The organism is Chryseobacterium rhizosphaerae, from assembly GCF_003385455.1.
GTDB classification, from domain to species: Bacteria; Bacteroidota; Bacteroidia; order Flavobacteriales; family Weeksellaceae; genus Chryseobacterium; species Chryseobacterium rhizosphaerae.
This window is the reverse complement of record NZ_QNUF01000025.1, coordinates 25584-48635: the sequence shown is the minus strand read 5'-3', so window position 1 is coordinate 48635 and position 23052 is coordinate 25584. Positions and strand designations below refer to the sequence as shown.

The following is a 23052-nucleotide window of genomic DNA, read 5'->3' as shown; positions in this document are numbered from 1 at the left end:
AAAATAAATCTTGTTATGAAACATGGTGAAATTCCTGATAATAGGCATATGGTAATTAAAGCCAAAAATATCGAAACAATATGAGTCAGTTCGGAAGGAAAAGTTGTGATAGGACATAATATACAATCATATCTTTCCTTGAATGCCTACAAAAAAGTACAAATAGTTTCAAACATAAGTACAGATATTCTTACAATACTTATTGAAACTAAAAATTTAGAGCCAGATATTAATTTTAAATTAAATACCACAAATAATATGAAAAGAAACTTTTTTATCACTTTTCTATTGAGCTTCTATTGTTTTTTTATTCAAGCTCATAATATGAGTAGTAAAGCTGTAAATAATGAGGTTAGCTCATCTAAAGCTTTTGCTGAAGTCTGTTTTAATCGCTTACATAACGGTTGGGTAGAGATACTTATCCCAGTAAGTCAGTGGAATGATACTACTGTCAGATTTAAAAGCTACCTTACAAATGGTTCTCTATATACAAGTCAAGGCTATACTACCCAATCGTTGCCAAAAATAACCTCAAATGGTATACAGTATTACTATCTTAAGGCACAGGGTGGAGGTGATATTAATGGCCAACCAATTTGGAATCAGACGTTGACTTATGAAGTAAGCAGTCCTCAGGATACAGCAATATCAAAGACACTGGATGCCTTACCTCAGGATCAGTGGAATACTGCAGGAACAACAGGTTTTTGTGGTGTTGCTAAAGCTGAAGTTTGCTTTAACCGTTTGCACAATGGCTGGGTAGAAATACTTATCCCTGTGAGTCAATGGAAGGATACTAGTATTAAATTCAAAAGTTATTTTAAAGATGGTACGCTATCTACAAGTCAAGGGTATAGTACCCAATCGCTGCCGAAGATCACATCAAATGGTGTACAATACTATTATTTTAAGGGAAAAGGTGCCGGGGATATTAATGGACAACAAGTTTGGGATCAGCCTTTGACATTTGAGATAGGCAGTTCTCAGGATGTTGCCGTATCAAAAATATTGGATGCTTTACCTCAGGATCAATGGAATACTGCAGGAACAACAGGTTTTTGTGGTGTTGCTAAAGCTAAAGTTTGTTTTAACCGTTTGCATAACGGTTGGGCAGAAATGCTTATTCCTGTGAGCCAATGGAAAGGAACTGATATTATATTCAAAAGTTATTTTAAAGATGGTACGTTATCTACAAGTCAAGGATATAGTATCCAATCGCTGCCGAAGGTCACGTCAAATGGTATACAGTATTATTATTTTAAAGGTATAGGTGCTGGGGATATTAATGGACAGCAAGTTTGGGATCAGCCTCTGACATTTGAGATAGGCAGTTCTCAGGATGTACCAGTATCAAAAATATTGGATGCTTTACCTCAAGACCAATGGAATGATTTTGAGAAACAAAAAGGATGTGTGACAAAAGCTGGTGGAATCTGTATAGATCGGAACAAACAGGATTATACTATTTATATCCCAGTTTCTGAATGGAAAGGGACGAATGTAGGGGTAAGATTATTTGATGCTAATGGAGTTTTGATGAGTTTTCAGAATTTTCCAAGCCCTGCCACTATAAATTATAATGGAAGGAACTCTTATAAAATTTCCGGAAATCCAGGTACAGAAGCCAAAATTATTATTGAAGTATCAAGTCCTACCAACGCAGCAGTTCATATGTTGCTAGATACCGTTCAATCATTATGCTATGAAGGCGCCTGCACTGGTAACAATAATTGGAGCCTTAGCGGAAATGCTGATACTGATCCTAGTGCAAATTTTATAGGAACCACAGATAAGCAAAGTTTGGTTTTCAAAACTAATAATGTAGAAAATATGCGTATAGACGCTAATGGCAAGATTGGAATGGGAACAAAGAACCTTTCATGTGCTGATTGTACCAATTATAGACTTTTTGTAAAGGACGGAATTAAAACAGAAAAAGTAAAAGTAGAGGTTGCTTCTGCCAATGGATGGGCAGATCATGTATTCTATCCGAATTATCAACTTCTGAACTTAGAAGAAGTGGAAAGGTATATACTTGATAAAGGGCATCTGCCTAATATTCCTTCTGCTGCTGAAGTTGTGAAAGAAGGAATTGATCTTGCGGAAATGGATGCCAGATTATTAGAAAAAATTGAAGAACTCACACTTTATACTATAGATCTGAATAAAAAGAATATTGAGCTTCATCAAAAGAACGCTGAGCTAGGAGGACATGTAAAGAATAGAGAGAAAGTGATCAAAATTCTTTTGAAAAAAGTAGAAGGTTTGGAAAGAATTGGAAATAAGAAAAGTATTAACTCTAATATCTTAAAATAATGAATAAATATAGTTTTTTAATATGCATAATGTTCTTTCAATATGCCTATTCGCAACTAGCACCTATAAAATATTGGAGTGTTAGAGGAAATGCCGGTACCAGTTCTGATGCCCATTTTTTAGGAACTACAGATTCTCAGAGTCTGTTTTTAAAAACAGATGGAGTGGAAGCAATGCAATTGGGAATAGGAGGTACAGCAGGTATCGGATTTTCTAATTTTTCATGTACAGGTTGCTCTGGCTACAGGCTTTTTGTAAAAGGAGGTGTTAAAGCAGAAAAAATAAAATTAAATATTGCCTCCGATAATGATTGGGCAGATTATGTTCTCAGATCCGATTATCAACTTCTAAGATTAGAAGAAGTAGAAAAATATATTCAGGAAAAAGGGAATTTACCAAATATTCCATCTGCGGAAGAAGTGGCAAAAAACGGAATTGAACTTGGAGAGATGAAAGCTAGGCTTCTAGCTAAGATAGAGGAGCTAACACTTTACACAATAGATCTTAACAAGAGGAATGAGGACCTTACTCAACAAAGTTCAGAATTAGATAATCAGATTACCAACCAAAACGAAATCACTGACAAGCTCCAAAAGCGCATAGAAAAACTGGAGCATGATTATCGTTAAATATTTTAAGATATGAAATCAGCAATAACCTATAAATATGGTCTTGGCATTGCCATTTTATTTTTTCAATATTCGAATGTCATAGCTCAAGTAATCGAAAGTAACGATTTTCCTGCAGAAAAGAAAATGGCACTGCAAAATATCATTGCTGTAAAAGAAAAACAATCTGCACAGAGAATATTGGCTATTAACCGCTTAAAAGCTCAGGGTTTTAAAGAAATTATAGTAGAAGGTGAGAACGTTAAACAATTGATTAATGAAGATGAACAAGGGCGTCCAGTGTATTACACAACATTAAATGCCGGTCCTTCCAAACGAATTAAGGCAAATAAGTTCTACCCAGGGCAAGGGTTGGGACTGAATATTTCCGGGCAGGGAATGATTATTGGCCAATGGGATTATTCTAAGCCAAGACTTACTCATCAATTATTGGTGGGGAAGATTTCATATAATGCCAGTCAAAATCCAGCTATTTCCCGTCACAGTACTCATATTGCGGGGACACTGATTGGTAATAACACCAGTAACCCAAATGCTACCGGCATTGCTTATGATGCTACTTCTAAAGCCTATGATTGGGTCAACGATACAGAAGAAATGACCATAGAAGCTTTGGATAAAATGCTAATTGCCAATAATAGTTACGGATTTGATCCAATATATCTGCAAACTTATCAGTTCGGAAAGTACAATACTACTGCACAGGAATGGGATAATATCATGTACAATGCTCCTTACTTTCAGATTGTAAAAGCTGCCGGGAATACAAGAAGTATCAATCCTTCCATTGTTCCCCAAGTGACTGTTAAACAGGGGTATGATCTCTTAGAAGGAGGAGGTATTGCCAAAAATGTTTTAGTTGTCACATCGGTCAATGAAAATATTAATCCTAATGGAGACTCAGACTTTAGTATTTCCTCTTTTAGTAGCTATGGACCTACTGATGATGGAAGAATCAAGCCGGATATTGCTGCTCAGGGAGAAAATGTTTATTCTTCCATAGATACTTATAATTTGGCTTATGGCTATTATAATGGAACCTCTTCTGCCTCTGCTTCTGTTGCAGGAGGAATAACTTTATTACAACAATATTGGAAAACTCTTAATTCTAATTACATGTGGTCTTCTTCAATTAGAGCTGTTTTAGCCCATACAGCAAATGATAAAGGGACTTTTGGACCGGACTATATTTATGGCTGGGGCTTGATGGATACAGAGAGGGCTGCTCAATTGATTTACAGCAATAATAAAAGCACATTGGTGAAAGAAGAAAATCTGGCGAATGGAAAAGAATACAGGCTTTATGTAGTTGCCGGAAAATCAAATCAGCCACTTGTAGCTACTTTGGCCTGGACAGATCCTGCCGGGAATATAGGAAATAGTAATACGGATGATGAAACCTCAGCTCTCATCAATGATCTGGACATCAGTATTATTAAAAAAGATAATTCTGGAAATACCCAGACTTTTTATCCCTGGAAATTAGGAGGAATCCAAAATTATACGGCAGCAGCTACAAGAAATTCTGTTAATTCCGTAGATAATATTGAAAAAGTAGAAGTTGATCATCCGGACGGATTATATCAGGTAGTCATCAGACATAAAGGAAATCTTCAGCAGGGAAACCAGAATTTTTCGCTGATACTTTCCGGGGTCTCTTTCTGTTATTCAGATGATCTTTATGTGTTGGTAAGAGAAAAAGACAATATAGACGCTCCTAATTTTGTAGGTACAGCTAAAAATATCAAAGCGTCTAATGTGATTAAAAATACGGCAGATGTCACTTATAAAGCAGCTCAGTCTGTAGAATTATTACCTGACGCATCAGGAGGCAATAATACGATAGGCTTTGAAACGGAGTCTGGAGCAAAATTCTTCGCTTATATTGATCCCAATTGCGGTGCCGGAGTAGAACTTCCTTTATTGTATCAGGCACAGTCACAGGCAAGAACTAATAAAGCTGCAGCCCTTCCTGTTCCTCCCCAAAAAACAGATGCAGAAAAACGAAATGAACTTGCCGTTTATCCAAATCCGGTACATGATGAACTCAATATCAAATTCAATCTTGAAAAGTCTTCTAAAGTAACCTTTACTTTATATGATGCTTCAGGAAAAGAGGCTCTGCGTCAGGAAAGTACTCAGGATTTCCCTGCTGGTGAATTTATGAAAACCCTATATGTAAAAGGACTGCCCGGTGGAGTATATATTCTGTATATAGAAACGGCAACTCAAAAAACAGGTAAAAAAATAATTATTAAATAAAGGAGCTATGAAGCATTTATATAGAATCATTTTAGTGTCGTTCAGTTCTTTGATGTTCTCACAAAGTCCCGGTGGAGTGGGAGAAGTAAGCCTTTGGCTAAAATCTGATACAGGAAGAAATACGACCCTTTTATATACAGATTATAGCAGTAACCAGCATATTATATCTGCAGATACAGAAAAGAATAAACCGAAATATGGTTTACTGAATTATAATGAAACACTGGATTTTGACGGAACCAATAACTTTCTGAAAATTCCTTATGTCCTGGAAACGTTGAATAAGGTAAACCTTTTTATGGTATACCAGAACAAAAATACAAATAAAGAAACTGCATTATTCTCAACAGACTTTGCAGGAGAGAAGGAACTCTACTACAGTACAAGCAGTGTGTTCCGCTATAATAATGAGCAGATCAATTATATAGAGCCTGAAAAACTGGACAGTATGACTTCCTTGAGTATGTATTCGAAATTTGATGTACCCTCTCAACGGATAGGCGATGTATTGGGGAGCTCTGGGAAAAGTAATATTTATATTGGGAAAGATGCAGGGAACAGAAGCGGAATAGCTTTTAAAGGAAAACTCCCTGAATTTTTTATATACCGTAAGATTTTAACCCAAAATGAAAGAGATAGGGTGAATTCCTATCTGGCCATAAAATATGGTGTTACTATGCCAATGACCGAATATCTGAGTTCCAAAAGTAAAAAAATATGGAAAAAAGAAGATTATGCAGACTATCCGGAGAATGTGGCCGGCATTGCAATCGATCAATATTCAGGACTTTATCAGAAACAGTCTACAAGTACTTCAGAAAACAAACGTCTGGCTATTGCAGCTAAACAGCTGATGGTGAGCAATAAAGATAATACAGTTCAACTTCCTAACCAGACCTTTCTGATATGGGGAAATACCAGAGACCCTTTAGAGTTTGATAAAGAAGTACTGGGACAGCAACTTTTAAAACGAAAATGGAAAATCCGTTTATCTGAAGAGAAAGAAAGTTCTTTCCCTGCCGAAGTTGTTTTCTATACCAAAGATATTCTTCCTGTTCTTCCTGAAGGAAAGAAAGTGTTACTGGTTGTTGACCGTTCCGGAAAAGGAGATTTTAACAATACTGATCTTGAAGTGTATCCTATGGAATCTGTGGATGATAAAGGGTTTATACATTTTAAAAATATAATATTTGACAAGGATTTTTCAGGATCTGATGTATTTACTTTTGCTTTAGGTTCACAACTGTTATTGGCAAAAGAGATTATACAGGCTGACTGCAAAAATAATTTTGGTGCTTTAAAAATAAACATTCAAAGAGGGGAAGCTCCATTTAAAATTAATCTGACGAAAGATAATATATCGATACAAAATCAAATTTCACAAAGTGCTAAGGTAGATTTTAACAACCTTGCACCGGGAAGCTATACACTTGAAATTTTGGATAAAACCAATATTTCTTCCCGTTTTAGTTTTAACATCACTGATTTTAAGTCTATAGATCAGAACCTGGAAGAAAATTATATACTTCCTCAAAATGGATTTGTTGAATTGGATGCTTCTAAAAATGTCAGTAATAAAGAAACACGTTATCAATGGGCTTCCAGTAATGGATTTAAGAGTTCCGATTCAAAAATTAAAATCTATGAACCTGGAGATTATACAATCACGGCTACCACTCCTGAAGGCTGTATAAAAACCAGTGCAATTTCAGTAACCCAACCTTTGGAAAACAGTATTGTAATTTTTCCTAACCCAATTCATGCAGGAGAAAGTTTTACGATTCGCATTCGTTTGTCAAAAGCAGAAGATGTAAATGTCAAAATTTTTGAAATGTCCGGAAGACTGGCTAAAGAAATTAAGGAATCGGGAAAATCCTTCTATGAGCTTAAAGAATCACTTAGAGTTGGAGGGACATATGTAGTGGTCGTAGAAACGTCTTCTCAGAAGAAAAATTTTAAACTAATCATTAACTAGTAATGGCTATGAAGACATCTTTATTTAACATAATCAGAGGACAGAGAAAAATAGTTAATTCTTTTATTTTTCTTATTTCATGGTCACAGATCCATGCCCAGGCCAACAGTCTTTTTTTACATAAAGAAGAGCAGAAACCAATAGATAAGGAATATAAACGTATTTCATCTTCGGATTCCCAACTCTCTTTTTCCACAAATAAGAAAAATTCATCGGCTGCTGAACCTCCTTTACATACCGGGGTGGCCGTAGAAAAGATACCTGAAAGCCCATTGGAAAGCATTAAAACTTTTAAGATATCCGATGTAAAGAGCCATGCTTCCAAATTATACAGGTCAGATATTAAACTGGGAGTTATTGGTAAAGATCAGGAGTACCCTATAGACCAGGTGTTTGATAATATATTTACCGTACTTGTAAATGACGTTGTAAAACCCAATTCTTCTGTATGGCTGGAATATGAGCTTTATGGAGTGAGTGAGGCCTCTGGTATTAGCAAATACATCAATGACGAATTGGCTACAGGAGGTAAGATTGTGGAAAAAAATAACCGGTGGAGTTTCCAGTCCGAAGCATTACCCGCCTCTGCTCTTCTTCAGGGGAAAAATAAAATCACCTTTACCATTCCTTCTGATGCAGATTATACTTACAGGGTTCGGAATGTTCATGTCAGAATAGATCCCTCTATTCCGTCATCCTATAGAACAGAAAATAATGTTTCTCGGGCACTGATAAAAAATATTGTGGCAGGAGAAGCAGGAGAATTACATTGGGAAGGTGCAGGTCTTGAAGTCCATAAAGGCACTCTGAAAACCTCACGGAATTTTTCAGTAACTCCTTTGCGGGATATTGATATTCCTGTTACTACTCCTGAGTTCGTGAATGTTACCAAACAGCATTTTGCATATCGTTTTCTTCCTCATGGAGAACATTTTAGTATTCCTGCAAAAGTATCAATGACTTATGACAAATCTAAAATTCCTGCCGGGTATACCGAACAGGATATAAGAGCTTTTTACTTTGATGATACCCAGAAAAAATGGATGGTACTGGAAAGAGATTCTTTGATGAGTGAGAAAGAGATTCTGGTTTCTAAAACAACCCATTTTACAGATATGATCACGGGGATTATCAAAGTACCTGAATCTCCGGAAACCGGAAATTATGCTCCCAATTCTATAAAAGATATAAAAGCTGCGGATCCATCCACAGGAATTGTGAGCATAGGAGCTCCTTCTCCCAACAGTATGGGAACAGTAAATACAAGTTTTCCTATTAAGATTCCCACCGGAAGACAAGGAGTACAGCCTTCGTTATCTGTAAATTATAGCAGTGAGGGAGGCAATGGCTGGTTGGGCTTAGGTTGGGATCTTTCTACTCCTGCGATAAGTATCGATACAAGATGGGGTGTCCCAAAATATGACGGAGCAAAAGAGACAGAAATCTATTCTTTTGGTGGGGAGCAGTTAACCTTTAAAGAAGGTGATAAATACGTTTTACCGAATCGTGCAGAAGGTTTTGATAAAGAGAGAACTGCAGAACGTCAGTTTTATCCGAGAATAGAAGGTGCGTATCATAAAATCATCAGACATGGAAGCAGTCCGTCAAGTTACTGGTGGGAAGTGATCAGTAAAGACGGAACAAGAAATTATTTTGGAGGAGATGGTACTGCTGTAGTAGAGAATGCGGTACTGAGGCAATCCGGAACAAATAATATCGGCCACTGGTCACTTTATAAAACAATTGATACGAATGGTAATTATGTAAAGTACAATTATGACACGCCCACATACAGTTTGTCAGGAGCTCTTGGAAATGGAGGAAAAGAAATGTATATCAATACAATAGAATATACCCTTAACGATGCTAATACTTCTTTAAAGAAATACAATGTCAATTTTGGATATGACTCCAATCAAAGAGAAGATGTACAGGTAGATGGGAGACTTGGATTTGTACGGGTGACATCAAAAAGGTTAGGGAGCATTCAGATATTATATGATGGAGCTCAGGTGAGAAGTTATGAGTTTCAATATAAAAAAGGAGCCTTTTCTAAATCGCTTTTAGAAACAATTACTGAGAAAAATGCAAATGGGAGTGTATTTTATACCAATAGGATAGAATACTTTAATACTATAGAAACTACTCAGTATTCACCTGAGACTTCAATTGATGCCGTTGCTAACGATGCCGGAATAAAAAGTTCTTCACTATTGGGGCATGGGGACTCAAAAAATACAACTGTTGGTGGCGCTCTTACTTTTGGGCTTGCAAAAGTGGGTGATACCCAGGCTTACAATCCATTGACTAAAAGTGCAACTCTCGGGGGAGATTATCAGTATACAGAAGGAGAAGGTGGGGGAAGACTTACCATAACCGATGTAGATGGAGATGGACTACCGGATAAGGTTTTGAAGAATGAATGGAATTCTCCGGATTCTGTTTTTAAATATAGAAAGAAAGGACTGGACATAAGTTCTTTTGGAAGTAATTTATTAACTCCTGAAAATTCGAAGTCCTTTTCTTACTCAAAAAGCTATACGAATAGTTTTGGTTTTCAGGCAACCGCTTCAATGCTGGCATCAGCAGGAGTATCTTTCGGAACATCAAAAACGAAGGATCTTACCTATAATTATTTTACAGATGTCAATAGTGATGGAATTCAGGATATTGTCAGTAACGGGCAGGTCTATTTTGGAAGAATAGAAAATGGGGTTCTAAAATATACAACAGATGTTTTACTGACTCCCAATCCAATCAATAAAGGAGCTGCTATAAGTACGCCTGCTGTAGATTGTAATGACCTGCTGGAGGATTATAAAAACTCCCCCCTTCACGATGTCGTTAAGGTTTGGCGGGCACCTTATGAAGGGAGCGTTAACATTACGGGGATGGTTAAATTAAAAACTCCTTCATCAAGCCCGGACGGTGTAAAAATAAGTGTACAACAATATAAGGTGGATACTAACACATCCAATATTTTAGTTCCGTTTACAACCCTTAATACCTCGAATAAATCTTATTACATTAATCAACAATTAGTGGAAGTAAAGCCAGGTGATGAGATCTATTTTAGAGTAAACTCACGGGATAATGGTATTGGGGATATTGTAGAGCTCCCTATAGATATTGTATATCGTGTAGCTCCAATGGCTTATCCATATCCTGGTGCCCTTTGGGATTGGTATAGAGATTCATCAGAAACACCTTTAGGCCAGCTTAATAGCATGGGGCTGGTAAGCAGTAAAAATGGAACAGGAGTTCCCGTCAATGTAAGTTCGGGGATCATTACGGGGACATTCATTAAACCCCTTACAGTAAAAGGGATTACATTGAATATTGTAAGAAAACAATCGAATGGTACGGTAACAACCATAGGAAGTCAGCAGTTTGCTAATACAACTACTGGAAGTCAGAATCTTCTTTTTAATACAGGAGTTTTAGCTGAGCAGGATATCCTATATTTTCAGGTACAATCTGACTTAAATGAAAAATGGGAAGACTTAAAGTTTAATAATTTAAAACTGACCCTCAATTATGAAGGAAATGATATGGAGCTACCCGTAGTCCCGGACATTCAGTTTTATAATTTAAGAACCAATACGGTTTCAACATTTAAGCAATGGATTGACATGCGTGGTCGTGATGGAAATTATTCATTATATGCAAAATTAACGGGCAAACCGGCAGGAAGATATACTTATATCGTTAGAAATAGACTAATGCAGCGTGGAAATTTTGGGAATCCAATCATTACTACCATCAACTGGACAGGTAGTGTGAGCAGTATGCAGGAGCTTTCTATTTCACAACCTATTGTACGTTATAATGATTATTATGTGGAATGTTATACAGATCTGGAGTCTGATAAAGGATTAGACGGAGCTATTCCCAATCTGGAAGTAGAAATCCGTCAGTCTGTAAATGTAAATCCTGCTGCTCCTACAGTATTTGAAACCCATGGTATCAATGTTTACGGAAAAGATACCGATAAAATATACCAGACGGGATCCAATACAGATCTGTCCAAAGATGACGGAAGATTTGGAGCCATGTACAGAAGCTGGGGACAATTTATTTATCATGGGGGCTATGGTACATTACCGGCAACTTGCAGTCAGTTACAAAACCAGTTAACGGATTATGGCAGTCAGCTTATAGATCCAGGTAAATTAGTGCCACCTAATGATGAGAATGACTCTACTCCTTTGAGTCAGAGGCTTTTCCTGATGATGAACGCTTATAACGGAAGAGATTTTAATACACCCACTAATCCTGATTACGTTCAAAGGTATATTGGAATCAGTAAAACCACTTACGCTCAAGGTAGAGATGTTTCCACTTCAAGAATGGGAATGAATGATATGAGTGTTCTTACACAAGGGACACCTGCAAATACACCAGGAGTTTTTAATGCTCCAGTTAAGCAGTCTAAAACAACAAATGACAATAAAGGGGTTTCAGGAGGATTTTCCGTTTTCTCTTTAAATAATACAGAATCAAAAGGGAGTACAATTAATACCCTGGATTATTTTGATATGAATGGAGACGGCTATCCTGATGTATTAAACGGGAACGCAATTCAGTACACCAATATGATCGGTATGCTTTCCGGCAGCACTTTAGCAGGAGCCGGTGAGAATCCACATAGAACAGATCATGAAAATTCTGGAAAGGGGGTAGGACAAAGCTATCCGTTATCAGGAAAATCAAACGAATCAAGTGATCAGACCGCATTGAAAGCTGTTGAACCAGGATTTAATTTTTCTGCAGGATCATCTGACGGGACAGATCACTCTACGTATAGCTATATTGATATTAATGGGGATGGATTATTGGATAAAGTTTCTAAGGATGGACAGGTTCAGCTGAATTTGGGGTACTCTTATGCCGCTCCTGAAAATCTTTCATATGGTGATTTCAGAAATGGAACCACTACTTCATCTAATCTTGGAGCGGGTGCATCTATTGGAGGAACCATAACAAGTGGTTTGCCTAAAGGAGTCAGCATGTTTAATGCAAGTATAGCCTTTGGAGCCGGAAAATCTGAAACGCTTAATGATCAGAAAACATCACTGATAGATATCAATAATGATGGCCTTGCAGATCTGGTAACCAGTTCCGGAGGAAATCTGAATGTCCAGATCAATACAGGGAACAGATTTGTTGCTATTCCATGGAATGCTGCATTCAATATTCAGCAGGATGTTTCCCGAGGGTATAATATGAACGTAGGAATTACAGCATCTATCCTTATTCCTATCGGAACTACAGGAAATTCTCTTAAAATTTCAGTAAACCCAAGTACGAGCTTTGGGGAAGGAGATAGTAACGTCAAACAACAGATAGTAGACCTGAACGGAGACGGCTTCCCGGATTTATTACAATCACAGACAGATGGTGACGGTAATTTCAGTAATACTGCAGGGCTTGTAAAATATTCTACGATAGGAACTACTAATCTCCTTAAAAAGGTAACCACTCCAATGGGAGGAGCCTGGGAGGTAACCTACGAAAGAACTGGAAATACGTATGATTTGCCACAAAGTAAATGGATCATGACTTCTGTGGTGACAAATGATGGGTTTACCGGAGATAATCAGTTCAGACCGGACGCTTCCAAGATTACAGTAACTTACGAAAATCCTTACCATAGCAGAAGAGAAAGAACATTTTATGGATTTGAGAAAGTAAGAACCAATCAGATCAATACAGGAAATGGAGGAGCTGCTGCTACAGAAATCTATCGATATACCCAGCAGGTTTTCAATAATAATTCCTATTTCTTAAAAGGATCTCTATTATCTGAAATACTATACGATGCAGCAGGGAAAAAATGGACGGAGAAAAATAATATCCTTAGCTTAAGGACGATCCATAATACAGCTACGGTAGCGACTAATCTGCCGGTGAAAGAAGGAGAAAAATCGCTGACGAATTATGCCTATTTTACCGCACTGGACAAAACGACTTCCAGTTTCTATGAAGGCCAGGCCGTGGCAGGTAAATCTACCTCTACAGAAATGGTCTATGATAATTATGGTAACCTGAAACAGAATAAAGATGCGGGAGACGTTCAGATCGGAGCCGGAGAGGTGCTTACCTCTATTATAACATATCAGGTTACAGACAATGCTTCAAACTATCTCATCCTGCCTACAGGGGTAAAATCAACTGCTACAGGAGTAATAAGGGAAAGAACAGCTCAATATGACAGTAAAGGAAATGTTACTGCCATTACCATGGTAGGTCCGGGAAATCCTGTCAATAATTATGAGTATGATGGGTATGGAAATATTAAAAAAGCAACAGGACCGGTTAATCACCAGGGACAGCGCTTCTTCCATGAGTATACCTATGATTCCAATGTAGCGACTTATCCAACGATGGTAAAAGATGCCTTTGGATATAGCAGCAAGTCAGAATATGACTTCCGGTTTGGAGTTCCTGTTTTCACTGAAGATATGAATCTGCAGCCGACACAATATGCTTATGATGCAGCGGGAAGAACCACTGAAATTACTGGCCCTTATGAAATGTTCAACGATATTCCATGGACGATACAGTTTGAATATAAACCTGTTACAGAGGCGCCATTGAATGTTACAGGAGCACAATCTTATGCCGTAACCCGTCATTATGATCCTGACAATGCGAATAATACTATTAATACGGTGAGTATTTCAGATGGTTTTGGAAGCCCTATACAGGTGAAAAAGACAGCAGATCTCTACCAAAAAGGCCTTAAATATGTGGTTTCCGGAAAAGTAGAACAGGATGCTTTCGGTAGGGCTCTGAAAACGTATTACCCCACAGAAGCACAGGCTTCAGGATATACTTATGATGCTACGGTAGACAATATCGTTTCTACGATCAATACGTATGATGTACTGGATAGAGTCCTTACCACTAAATTACCGGATGAAGACCTGATTTCTGAAGTGGAATATGGTTTTGGAAATGACCGCGAAGGAAGACAGATGTTCCGTACTATAATGACCGATGAACTTGGAACAGTCAAGAACACATATGTGGATATTAAAGGGCGTACAACCACTGTACACGAACCTTCCAATACCGGAGATATTTTTACAAGTTTCACCCATGATGCTATTGGTGATTTGTTAAAAGTAAGAGATGTACAGAATAATCTGACAACCAGTATTTATGATGATTTAGGGCGAAGAACATCCATGACCCATCCGGACAGCGGAATTTCCACTTTTGTATATGATGCTGCCAGCAATATGACTTCCAGAACCAATGCTGAAAATGAAACGGTGACTTACACCTATGATTTTGGCCGTCTGAATGCTGTGATATACCCGAAATACCCTGAAAATACTGTCAAATACTATTATGGTCAGGCGATGGACGCTTCAGCCATGGATAATAATTCAGTAGGTAGATTATGGTATCAGGTAGATGCTACCGGAACACAGTATATGAAATACGGTAGATTGGGTGAACTTATTCATCAACGCCGTTCAGTAGCTGTTCCCGGAGCAGGAGTATACTGGTTCGGAACAGAATGGGAATACGATACCTGGAACCGTGTGAAAACGATTATCTATCCGGATGGAGAAAAAGTAACGTATAATTACAACCTGGCCGGAAACCTTAAGAATATGGCTTCGGTAAAAGATGGTTTCACCAGAAATATCATTAATGAATTAGGCTATGATAAATTTGACCAGAGAGTATTCCTGAAATACGGAAACGGAACAGCAACCAGCTATGAATATGAGACCAAGAGAAGGAGGCTGCTGAAAATGAATGCCCAGACTCCTGGTAACCGTTACTTTATGAAGAACCTGTATCAGTACGATGTAGTAAGCAATGTACTCCAGGTTCATAACAATGCCCCCGTGGCACAGGCCGGATTATTGGGTGGAGGGACCAACCATACTTATGGATATGACGATTTATACAGACTGACTTCTGCAAGTGGGAACTGGCGCGGCATCAATCCGCAAAGTCAGGAAGAACGTCAGCGTTACACCGTTACCATGGCTTACGACAACATGCATAATGTGATGGGTAAAACCCAAAAACATGAAAAAGCGATGGGAAATACCGGAAATGTATGGAGTACTATAGAAGCGAGTTCTTACCGATTGAACTACAAATATGAAAGCACAAAACCTCATGCGCCAACGACCATTGTAGATGAGCCTAATGTGCCGGGTGCTTTATGCTGTGACGTCAATAATCCTCAGGTGAAGTTCCAGAACTATACCTACGATAAAAAAGGCAATCCTACCGCTATTGCGCAGCAAACCTGTAAAGTAACGGAACCTAAAACCAAATATTTATGGGATGAAGAAAACCGCTTGCGTTTTGTAGATACCAATCCTTCCACGCCGGAAGTAGACGGTTCCGCAATCTATACGTATGATGCGGGAGGAGAAAGAATTATTAAAAATGTTCTTTCCACAGCAGTGATCACAGGATCCAACGGAACTTCCCAAACGATCACCAAAAATGATTATACTGTTTATCCTAACGGAATGGCTGTCGCAAGAATTATCTTCAACACCCAGACTCAGAAATATGAGCTGTCTTATACCAAGCATTATTATGCAGGCAGCCAACGTATCAACAGCAAATTAGGAAAAGGAAAAGATGTAGGGCAATTTAATTGCGGGTGGCTGATTATTCCTTTTGGAGCAGGAAGTGCAGCAATCAATGAAAAAGCGGTGGCTAAAGAAAAGCTGGAGGCCAATACAACAGCTAGCTTAGCCATTATGGCAGCGAATGGAATTACACCTCCCCCTAATTATGGACAAAATGCAGGCTATAATGAAAATTGTGTATCTTCGTATACAGGGGTAGAGGAGAAAGATACGTATTGGTATCATCCTGATCACCTAGGCAGCAGTTCTTTTATTACCGGTTTAGACGGAGAAGTAACCCAGAATATCGAGTATTTCCCAAGCGGAGAAGTGTTTGTAGAAAATCATAAGAACTCTTACAATACACCTTATAAGTTTAATGGTAAGGAACAGGATGATGAGACGGGGTATTACTATTATGGGGCAAGGTACTACAATCCTAGGGTGAGCCTTTGGCTGAATGTGGATCCACTGGCGGACTATAATCCGTTTATGAATGATCAGGCTTATATTGATGGAGAGCATAATGGAGGAGTGTATAATTCAAAAAACTTATCTCCTTATATTTATTGCTATCAAAATCCTGTTTTATTAACTGATCCAAATGGGAAACAAGCTCAAGCCGCATTATTAGGAGGAGGTCCAGTTGGGTGGGTTTTATTTGGAATAGTTACTGCTGGTACAGCTGTATATGCTTATAGTGAATATGATCGAGCTCAAGAAAATGCTGCGATAGTTAACAGGTCTATTCCTAAATCACCATCTAAGACGGAACGGGAAGTATTTCCTAGTAATAGAATTGAGGAAATTAAATACAAAACTTTCCCGAAAGCGGAAAAGGATAATTTAATTGTTAGAACTTTTCCAACAAATGAGAAAGCAAAGATTTTCGCATTATCCAATTTACGACCAGAAAAGGGTTATGAGGGTAGTGGAAAGCACGGTTTAAAATGGAAAGAAGGAGGAGCTGAAGCTAAAAAAACAGGTATCCCACAAGGGCAATGGGGAAGTCAAGAAGATTTGGATTATGCAGGACAAAAGGCTTCTGGTTTAAAACCAAGAGAAGGAGCAGAGTTTGAGTTACCTACAGATACAAAGAGTGTAGTACACATGCCTGACGGAACAACAAAAAAGGCCACCCATATATGGATTAGAAATAATGGAAACGAGAAAACCTATCATGGTTATCCAAAAGCTAAAGAATAAATTATGTTTGAAATAGTTTTAAATCATCCACATATTGAAGATGAAAAGTCATTGAAGGAATATAAATCAATAGGAGAATTAATTGAGAATATTTTCCCTTTAAGTGAAGATTATTTTTATATCAATTGGAATCATATTTATGTTTCCCTTTCCTATAAATATGATTTATCTATAGTGTTTGAGGATTTTATATACATATATAAATTTTTAGAATCATATGAGAACAATATTCAAATGACTTTTCCATCAAATACATTTGATGTTATGTGGAATATTAAAAAAGATGGATATGATATTATTATAGAATCTCAGTGGAATACAATTTTAAGCCATAATGAAAATATATTAAATGAAAATTCTTTTTTAAAGATTAATTTAAGTTTATTTAAAAAGGAAATATCAAAAATATTAGAGTTTATTTATAAAATTTTTATTAGAGGAAAAGGTAATATTGATGACCAATTATTAAGTGATATATTAGATGACAAACCCACTGGGCTGGACTGATAAAAAGCAAAGCCACCGCAATAGCGGTGGCTTTTTTGTTTTATATTCCGCTGCGCAAAGTCTGTGACTTTGAGCAGGTAAAAGTAAAACCACTGCAAATTGGACATGCCCTAAAAAGTGTCTAACTTTTTGGAGCATATCCAGATACATAGCTTTAGGAAAGGATTCATTTAAGTTTTTCTTTATAACAAATTCTGACAATGAATATAAGCATAAAGTTGATGTAGAAAAGTATAATGAACCTTGGCTTTTACTGATAGATATTTCCGATTCTAAATCGAAGAGTTTAAGAATATCTCATGCTAATAGAGATGATTATCATAAAGAATTAAAACTGTTTGAAGAAGAATTTATTGATAAACTTGAAAATAAGTAATGTAAGTTTTTCTAGTATTCCTCTTCGCTAGCACGAGCTTATAGCTCGTGCCCAGAATGAAACCAACTGCGAAAAGTTTATAACCTTGAGCAGATAACATTAAGCAAAGCTAACTTTTATGAGTTGGCTTTGTTTTTTTTCCTAACGGAATGGCTGTGGCAAGATTGATCTTCAACACCCAGACCCAGAAATATGGGCTGTCTTATACTAAGCATTATTATGTAGGAAATCAGCCCCTCGCTGGTGCTTTGATTTTATAGCAAGATGAAAATTGTGTATCTTCGTATACAGGGGTAGAGGAGAAAGATACGTATTGGTATCATCCTGACCACTTGGAGAGCGGAGTGTAAAGAAAAGGTCCGGTGGACCTTTTTAGCGAAAGAGCCAGACTGTCGCGTAGGCGTTCTTTTATTACCGGTTTAGACGGAGAAGTAACCCAGAATATAGAGTATTTCCCAAGCGGAGAAGTGTTTGTAGAAATCGACGGAGGAGATTCGCCGATTCCTTTAAAAACAATAAATAAGGAAAGAGGCAAAATCATAAGAACTCTTACAATACCCCTTATAAGTTTAATGGTAAGGAGCAGGATGATGAGACAGGGTATTACTATTATGGGGCGAGATATTATAATCCTAGAGTGAGTCTTTGGTTAAGTGTGGATCCCTTGGCAGAGTATAACCCTTTCTATAATGATCAGGCTTATATTGATGGGGAGCATAATGGAGGGATATATAATCCAGGAAACTTAAATCCATATATTTATACATATAATAGTCCAGTTATATATGTAGATCCAAACGGCAAACAGAATTATTCTGTGATTTTAGGAAATCTAAAAAAGATAGCTACTCATAGTACGGCAGCTGTTTTAGGAGCTGAACATGCAGTAGCATCTGCTTTTTCATTAGGGCTAGGCGATTTACTTAATTTGACAGAGCCACCTAAAGGTATGCCTAAAGAGTATCTGATTTCTTACTACGTTGGTAGAGCCATAGCAGATATTGGGATGATAAATACTGGAGGAAATATTGCTGCATCTGGAGGAACAGTAGCAGCCACCACAGGATTAGAAACAGTTGGTGTAGGAGCGGTTGCTGGAGGAGGAACAGCTGCATATGGAGGGGGAGTTGCTTTAGCAGGAGTGGTAGATTTAAAACAATCTCTGACAATGTTGATGAGCTTAGGAATTAATCCAGAGGAATATGAAAACCCTGGTCATCATGACGCATATCCCAAACAAAAAAAACCTAATAATTATAATCCTAAAAAATCGGTTTTACCTGAAGATCATGTTGAATTATTTGAAAAAAGTGTAATGGATCCTAAAAAATCAGATACTCGATGGACAAAAGTTATGGAAAGAACCAAAGCAATTTACCATAGGTTTCAAAGTGATGGGAACGGTAAATGGCACTGGAATGGATCTACAGTAGGGAAAACAAAATCAGGAGCTGATAGAAAGATTGATTTAAAAAATGTTCCACAAGAAATAAAGAATAAGAAATAATGAAGATTATTGATGATAAATCAAAAATAGCTGTAGAGTATTTGAAAACTAAAGAAAAAGGCTATGGCTATGCTAGGATATTTATTGAAAATAAAATTGTTGGATCTAAAGAAGATTTAATTCCATATGTAAGTTATTTATCTTCAGGTTTGAACCAAATTATAAATTCTGAAACTATTTCAAAATGTGTATTTGAAACTTTTAATAGTTTTAATTTAAAAAATATTTATTACTATTTAAAAGCAAATTTAGATAGTGAGAATATGAATACATATAAATATCATATTAGTTTTGGTACTTTTACAGATGATTATCTTATATTTTCGTTCAAATATGAAGATAAGATATATATAGTATGGAAAGTAGTTAATCGGAATACAATTTTTTCAGATATAGCCAACTTAAAGAAAAATATAAACATTTTTTCAGAAAGATACGATATCATGGAAAATGCTATACAAAACATATTAGAGCGAGTGTCAAAGTAATATTTTATATATTTTTGAATCATATTAAAATGTTTCCCCTTCGTTAACGTGAGCATCTTGCTCGTGCTTAGAATAGAAGCCAAAGCCCTTGCAGTAGTGAGGGTTTTGGCTTTATAGCAAGATGAAAATTGTGTATCTTCGTATACAGGGGTAGAGGAGAAAGATACGTATTGGTATCATCCTGATCACTTAGGCAGCAGTTCTTTTATTACCGGTTTAGACGGAGAAGTAACCCAGAATATAGAGTATTTCCCAAGCGGAGAAGTGTTTGTAGAAATCGACGGAGGAGATTCGCCGATTCCTTTAAAAACAATAAATAAGGAAAGAGACAAAATCATAAGAACTCTTACAATACACCTTATAAGTTTAATGGTAAGGAGCAGGATGATGAGACGGGGTATTACTATTATGGAGCGAGGTACTACAATCCTCGTGTATCACTTTGGTTAAGTGTGGACCCACTGGCGGACTATAATCCGTTTATGAATGATCAGGCTTATATTGATGGAGAGCATAATGGGGGAGTGTATAACTCAGGGAATAATAATCCGTATATTTATTGCTATCAAAGTCCAATAAATCTTATTGACCCTAACGGAAAACAAACTTGGGGATATGCAATGAGTAGCGTTCCTGCTAATCAAAGGCAGCATGTTATAAGGGGAATGAATCGCTCTTATGAAAAATCATGGACTCTTATTCATGATACTGGAGCAGGGTTTGTTCCATACTATGGACAGCTTATTGACATTAAAGATACTTACAACGCATTCAAAGGAGGCAATGGTTGGGATATCTCTTTTGCTATGATAGCTTGGGTACCAGGTGGAGATTTTTTAAAAGGATTAAAAAAACTTTTTAAAAATGCTGATAATTTTAGACAATTTAGACATGTTGGTGATGTATTGGATTTAGGTAAGAAGAGAGAAAATTTGGTAGCTGAGTTATCGGGAGGAGGAGTAGCAATGGTCGATGGAAAAGATTTGGTAGTTCGTACAAAAGATGGAACAATTGGTACCACCATTGATGTAATTGGGAATAATGGAGAACTTATAAGTGTTGGAGGAGCTAGTAAAGCCAAAAATGGAGGGAGTGCTTTTTTAAGTACTCTTGCAAATCTTAAACGAGTTGCTGATGATACGGGAGCAACAGCACAAACTTACCTGTCAGATAATACGCCAGAATGGTTAATAAAGAAAGCTCAGGAGAAACTGGGAAAAGACAATGTTAAAATATTTAAGGAACCTAAATAGGAATAATATATGGCAACTTATAAAGAAGCAGTTTTATGTTTTAAGAATCTTTCGAGATTATCTTTGCTAGAAACACTAAATAAGCTAGGTGCTGAAGTGGTGAGAGGATATTTAGAAGGAGATGATGTTGATTTTAATGAAGAGAGTTTTGATGCGTATTTTAAAAATCAAGAAGAAATATATAATTTTTTTGTTTCATTTAGAAACCAAGAAAATTGTAATTTTAGTAATCGTTATATTTTATGTACAATTAAAAAATTAAATACTTTTTTCAAAGTGAGCTTCTTTTTAAATTCTTTAAATTATGAAGAAGTTACTTTTTTAAAGGATGAGTTTTTTGAAAGAATTGAAAAAAAAATCAATCAAGTAGAACTTTTTTATATAGATAATGATATGGATTATTCTGAAAAAGATTTTTGTGAAATTTTTTATAATATATTATCTCCTAATATTGAAAGAGTTTTCATTAAAATTGCCTCTCGCTAGCGCAAGCATTTTGCTCGTCTCTAAGGCAATAAGTATAGCTAGACAATGATTTAGATAAAGAAAAGGCCACTGCTGTTTTTGGGCAGTGGTCTTTAAATATGGGTTGTCTTATACTAAGCATTATTATGCAGGAAATCAGCCCCTCGCTGGTGCTTAGAATAGAAATCAAAGCCCTTGCAGCAGTGAGGGCTTTGATTTTATAGTAAGATGAAAATTGTGTATCTTCGTATACAGGGGTAGAGGAGAAAGATACGTATTGGTATCATCCTGATCACTTAGAGGGCGGAGCGTAAAGAAAAGTTCCGGTGGACCTTTTTAGCGAACGAGCCAGACTGTCGCGTAGGCGTTCTTTTATTACCGGTTTAGACGGAGAAGTAACCCAAAATATAGAGTATTTCCCAAGCGGAGAAGTGTTTGTAGAAATCGACGGAGGAGATTCGCCGATTCCTTTAAAAACAATAAATAAGGAAAGAGGCAAAATCATAAGAACTCTTACAATACACCTTATAAGTTTAATGGCAAGGAGCAGGATGATGAAACGGGGTATTATTACTATGGGGCAAGATATTATAATCCTAGGATTAGCCTTTGGTTGAATGTGGACCCCGAAGCTTTTAAAGCACCACAAATCTCTCCTTATATTTATTCTTTTAACAATCCTATCAATTTTGTTGATCCTAATGGAGCTTGGCCTTGGCCGTTTTTAATAAGATCTTTTGCTCCATGGTCTTCATTTGGAGCTGTTAATCAATATGAAGGAGATAAAAGAGGCTATTCTACAAGCAGGAGTGCCACAGCAAGGGTTAATAGCCAATTTACATTTGATCCGGAAAAAGGACAAATAGGAAGTAGACGTACTTGGAGTAATTCAAGTGCTTGGAATATAGATACAGGGAATATTAGAGAGAAATATAGAGATACAGCCCATCCTACAGGAACCACAACTATTTCCTCAGCATCCAAAGATCAATATGGAATGACGAACTATATTTTAGATAATGTATATGCAGGATCATTACCATTGCACCCAGGGTTTGATATTGATGTAAATACGCGATTCAATATATCTGATGATAACAAAGGCACATTATATTTAAATGTAAATCAATCAGGAGATAACTTTCCTACAGCAGAAACACTTATTTATGATTCATCTGGACAAGGATTAATTATAGGTGTTGCACCTGCCGTAGGCAAATATCCAGAAGTAAATGTTGGAGGGGATGGGAATGCTCAAATGATGAGCTCAACAATGTGGATCCACTATAATGATAAAAGAGAATTTACTGGAGTTACGGTTTTAGGGAATAGTTCAACAACAAATTATACCCCTACTGAGTGGAATAACAAAATGAAAAGCTCTCCTGTACAACAAACAAAGTATATCAATGTGAATAAATGGTTAGACAAAATTAAACAAGTAATTCCATAA

The 23052-nt window shown here is 36.8% G+C and carries 8 protein-coding genes and 3 pseudogenes; all 11 read left to right on the top strand.

The window, feature by feature from the left end; genetic code table 11:
- Positions 1-324: 324 nt before the first annotated feature.
- On the top strand, positions 325-2316 hold the full coding sequence (locus DRF57_RS18150; RefSeq protein WP_123863350.1) for a hypothetical protein: 1992 nt from the start codon (positions 325-327) through the stop codon (positions 2314-2316).
- The gene (locus DRF57_RS18145; protein ID WP_123863349.1) at positions 2316-2945 is read left to right on the top strand and encodes a hypothetical protein; all 630 of its coding nucleotides are present in this window, start codon (positions 2316-2318) and stop codon (positions 2943-2945) included. The genes DRF57_RS18150 and DRF57_RS18145 overlap by 1 nt, the downstream gene beginning before the upstream one ends.
- Before the next feature lie 12 nt (positions 2946-2957).
- Entirely contained in the window at positions 2958-5207 is a 2250-nt protein-coding gene (locus tag DRF57_RS18140; RefSeq protein ID WP_115920038.1) for a S8 family serine peptidase, read from the top strand.
- A 7-nt stretch (positions 5208-5214) separates the two neighbouring features.
- Complete coding sequence (locus DRF57_RS18135; RefSeq protein WP_115920036.1) at positions 5215-7182, top strand: T9SS type A sorting domain-containing protein; 1968 nt, start codon at positions 5215-5217, stop codon at positions 7180-7182.
- A gap of 8 nt (positions 7183-7190) precedes the next feature.
- On the top strand, positions 7191-17003 hold the full coding sequence (locus DRF57_RS18130) for a SpvB/TcaC N-terminal domain-containing protein (RefSeq protein ID WP_167449385.1): 9813 nt from the start codon (positions 7191-7193) through the stop codon (positions 17001-17003).
- A 3-nt stretch (positions 17004-17006) separates the two neighbouring features.
- Positions 17007-17510 carry a hypothetical protein gene (locus DRF57_RS18125; protein WP_047495330.1) on the top strand — a complete coding sequence of 168 codons (504 nt, stop codon included), beginning with the start codon at positions 17007-17009 and terminating at the stop codon, positions 17508-17510.
- Between the two features lie 920 nt (positions 17511-18430).
- Positions 18431-19393, top strand: a pseudogene (locus DRF57_RS18120) (RHS repeat-associated core domain-containing protein); the annotation flags it as partial.
- Positions 19393-19881 (top strand): hypothetical protein, encoded by a 489-nt coding sequence (locus DRF57_RS18115; protein WP_115920032.1) that lies wholly within the window; start codon positions 19393-19395, stop codon positions 19879-19881. The pseudogene DRF57_RS18120 and the gene DRF57_RS18115, both read left to right, overlap by 1 nt.
- A gap of 389 nt (positions 19882-20270) precedes the next feature.
- Positions 20271-21134, top strand: a pseudogene (locus tag DRF57_RS18110) (hypothetical protein); the annotation flags it as partial.
- Positions 21135-21143: 9 nt separating this feature from the next.
- Positions 21144-21620, top strand: a complete 477-nt coding sequence (locus tag DRF57_RS18105) for a hypothetical protein (RefSeq protein ID WP_115920030.1) — start codon at positions 21144-21146, stop codon at positions 21618-21620.
- A gap of 487 nt (positions 21621-22107) precedes the next feature.
- A pseudogene (locus DRF57_RS18100) lies at positions 22108-23052 on the top strand (RHS repeat-associated core domain-containing protein); the annotation flags it as partial.

Excerpts from the sequence above, each read along its gene's own strand:
- DRF57_RS18145 (WP_123863349.1), top strand. The coding sequence starts at position 2,316 with ATGAATAAATATAGTTTTTTAATATGCATAATGTTCTTTCAATATGCC.
- DRF57_RS18140 (WP_115920038.1), top strand. The coding sequence starts at position 2,958 with ATGAAATCAGCAATAACCTATAAATATGGTCTTGGCATTGCCATTTTA.
- DRF57_RS18105 (WP_115920030.1), top strand. The coding sequence starts at position 21,144 with ATGGCAACTTATAAAGAAGCAGTTTTATGTTTTAAGAATCTTTCGAGA.
- DRF57_RS18125 (WP_047495330.1), top strand. The coding sequence starts at position 17,007 with ATGTTTGAAATAGTTTTAAATCATCCACATATTGAAGATGAAAAGTCA.
- DRF57_RS18150 (WP_123863350.1), top strand. The coding sequence starts at position 325 with ATGAGTAGTAAAGCTGTAAATAATGAGGTTAGCTCATCTAAAGCTTTT.
- DRF57_RS18130 (WP_167449385.1), top strand. The coding sequence starts at position 7,191 with ATGAAGACATCTTTATTTAACATAATCAGAGGACAGAGAAAAATAGTT.
- DRF57_RS18115 (WP_115920032.1), top strand. The coding sequence starts at position 19,393 with ATGAAGATTATTGATGATAAATCAAAAATAGCTGTAGAGTATTTGAAA.
- DRF57_RS18135 (WP_115920036.1), top strand. The coding sequence starts at position 5,215 with ATGAAGCATTTATATAGAATCATTTTAGTGTCGTTCAGTTCTTTGATG.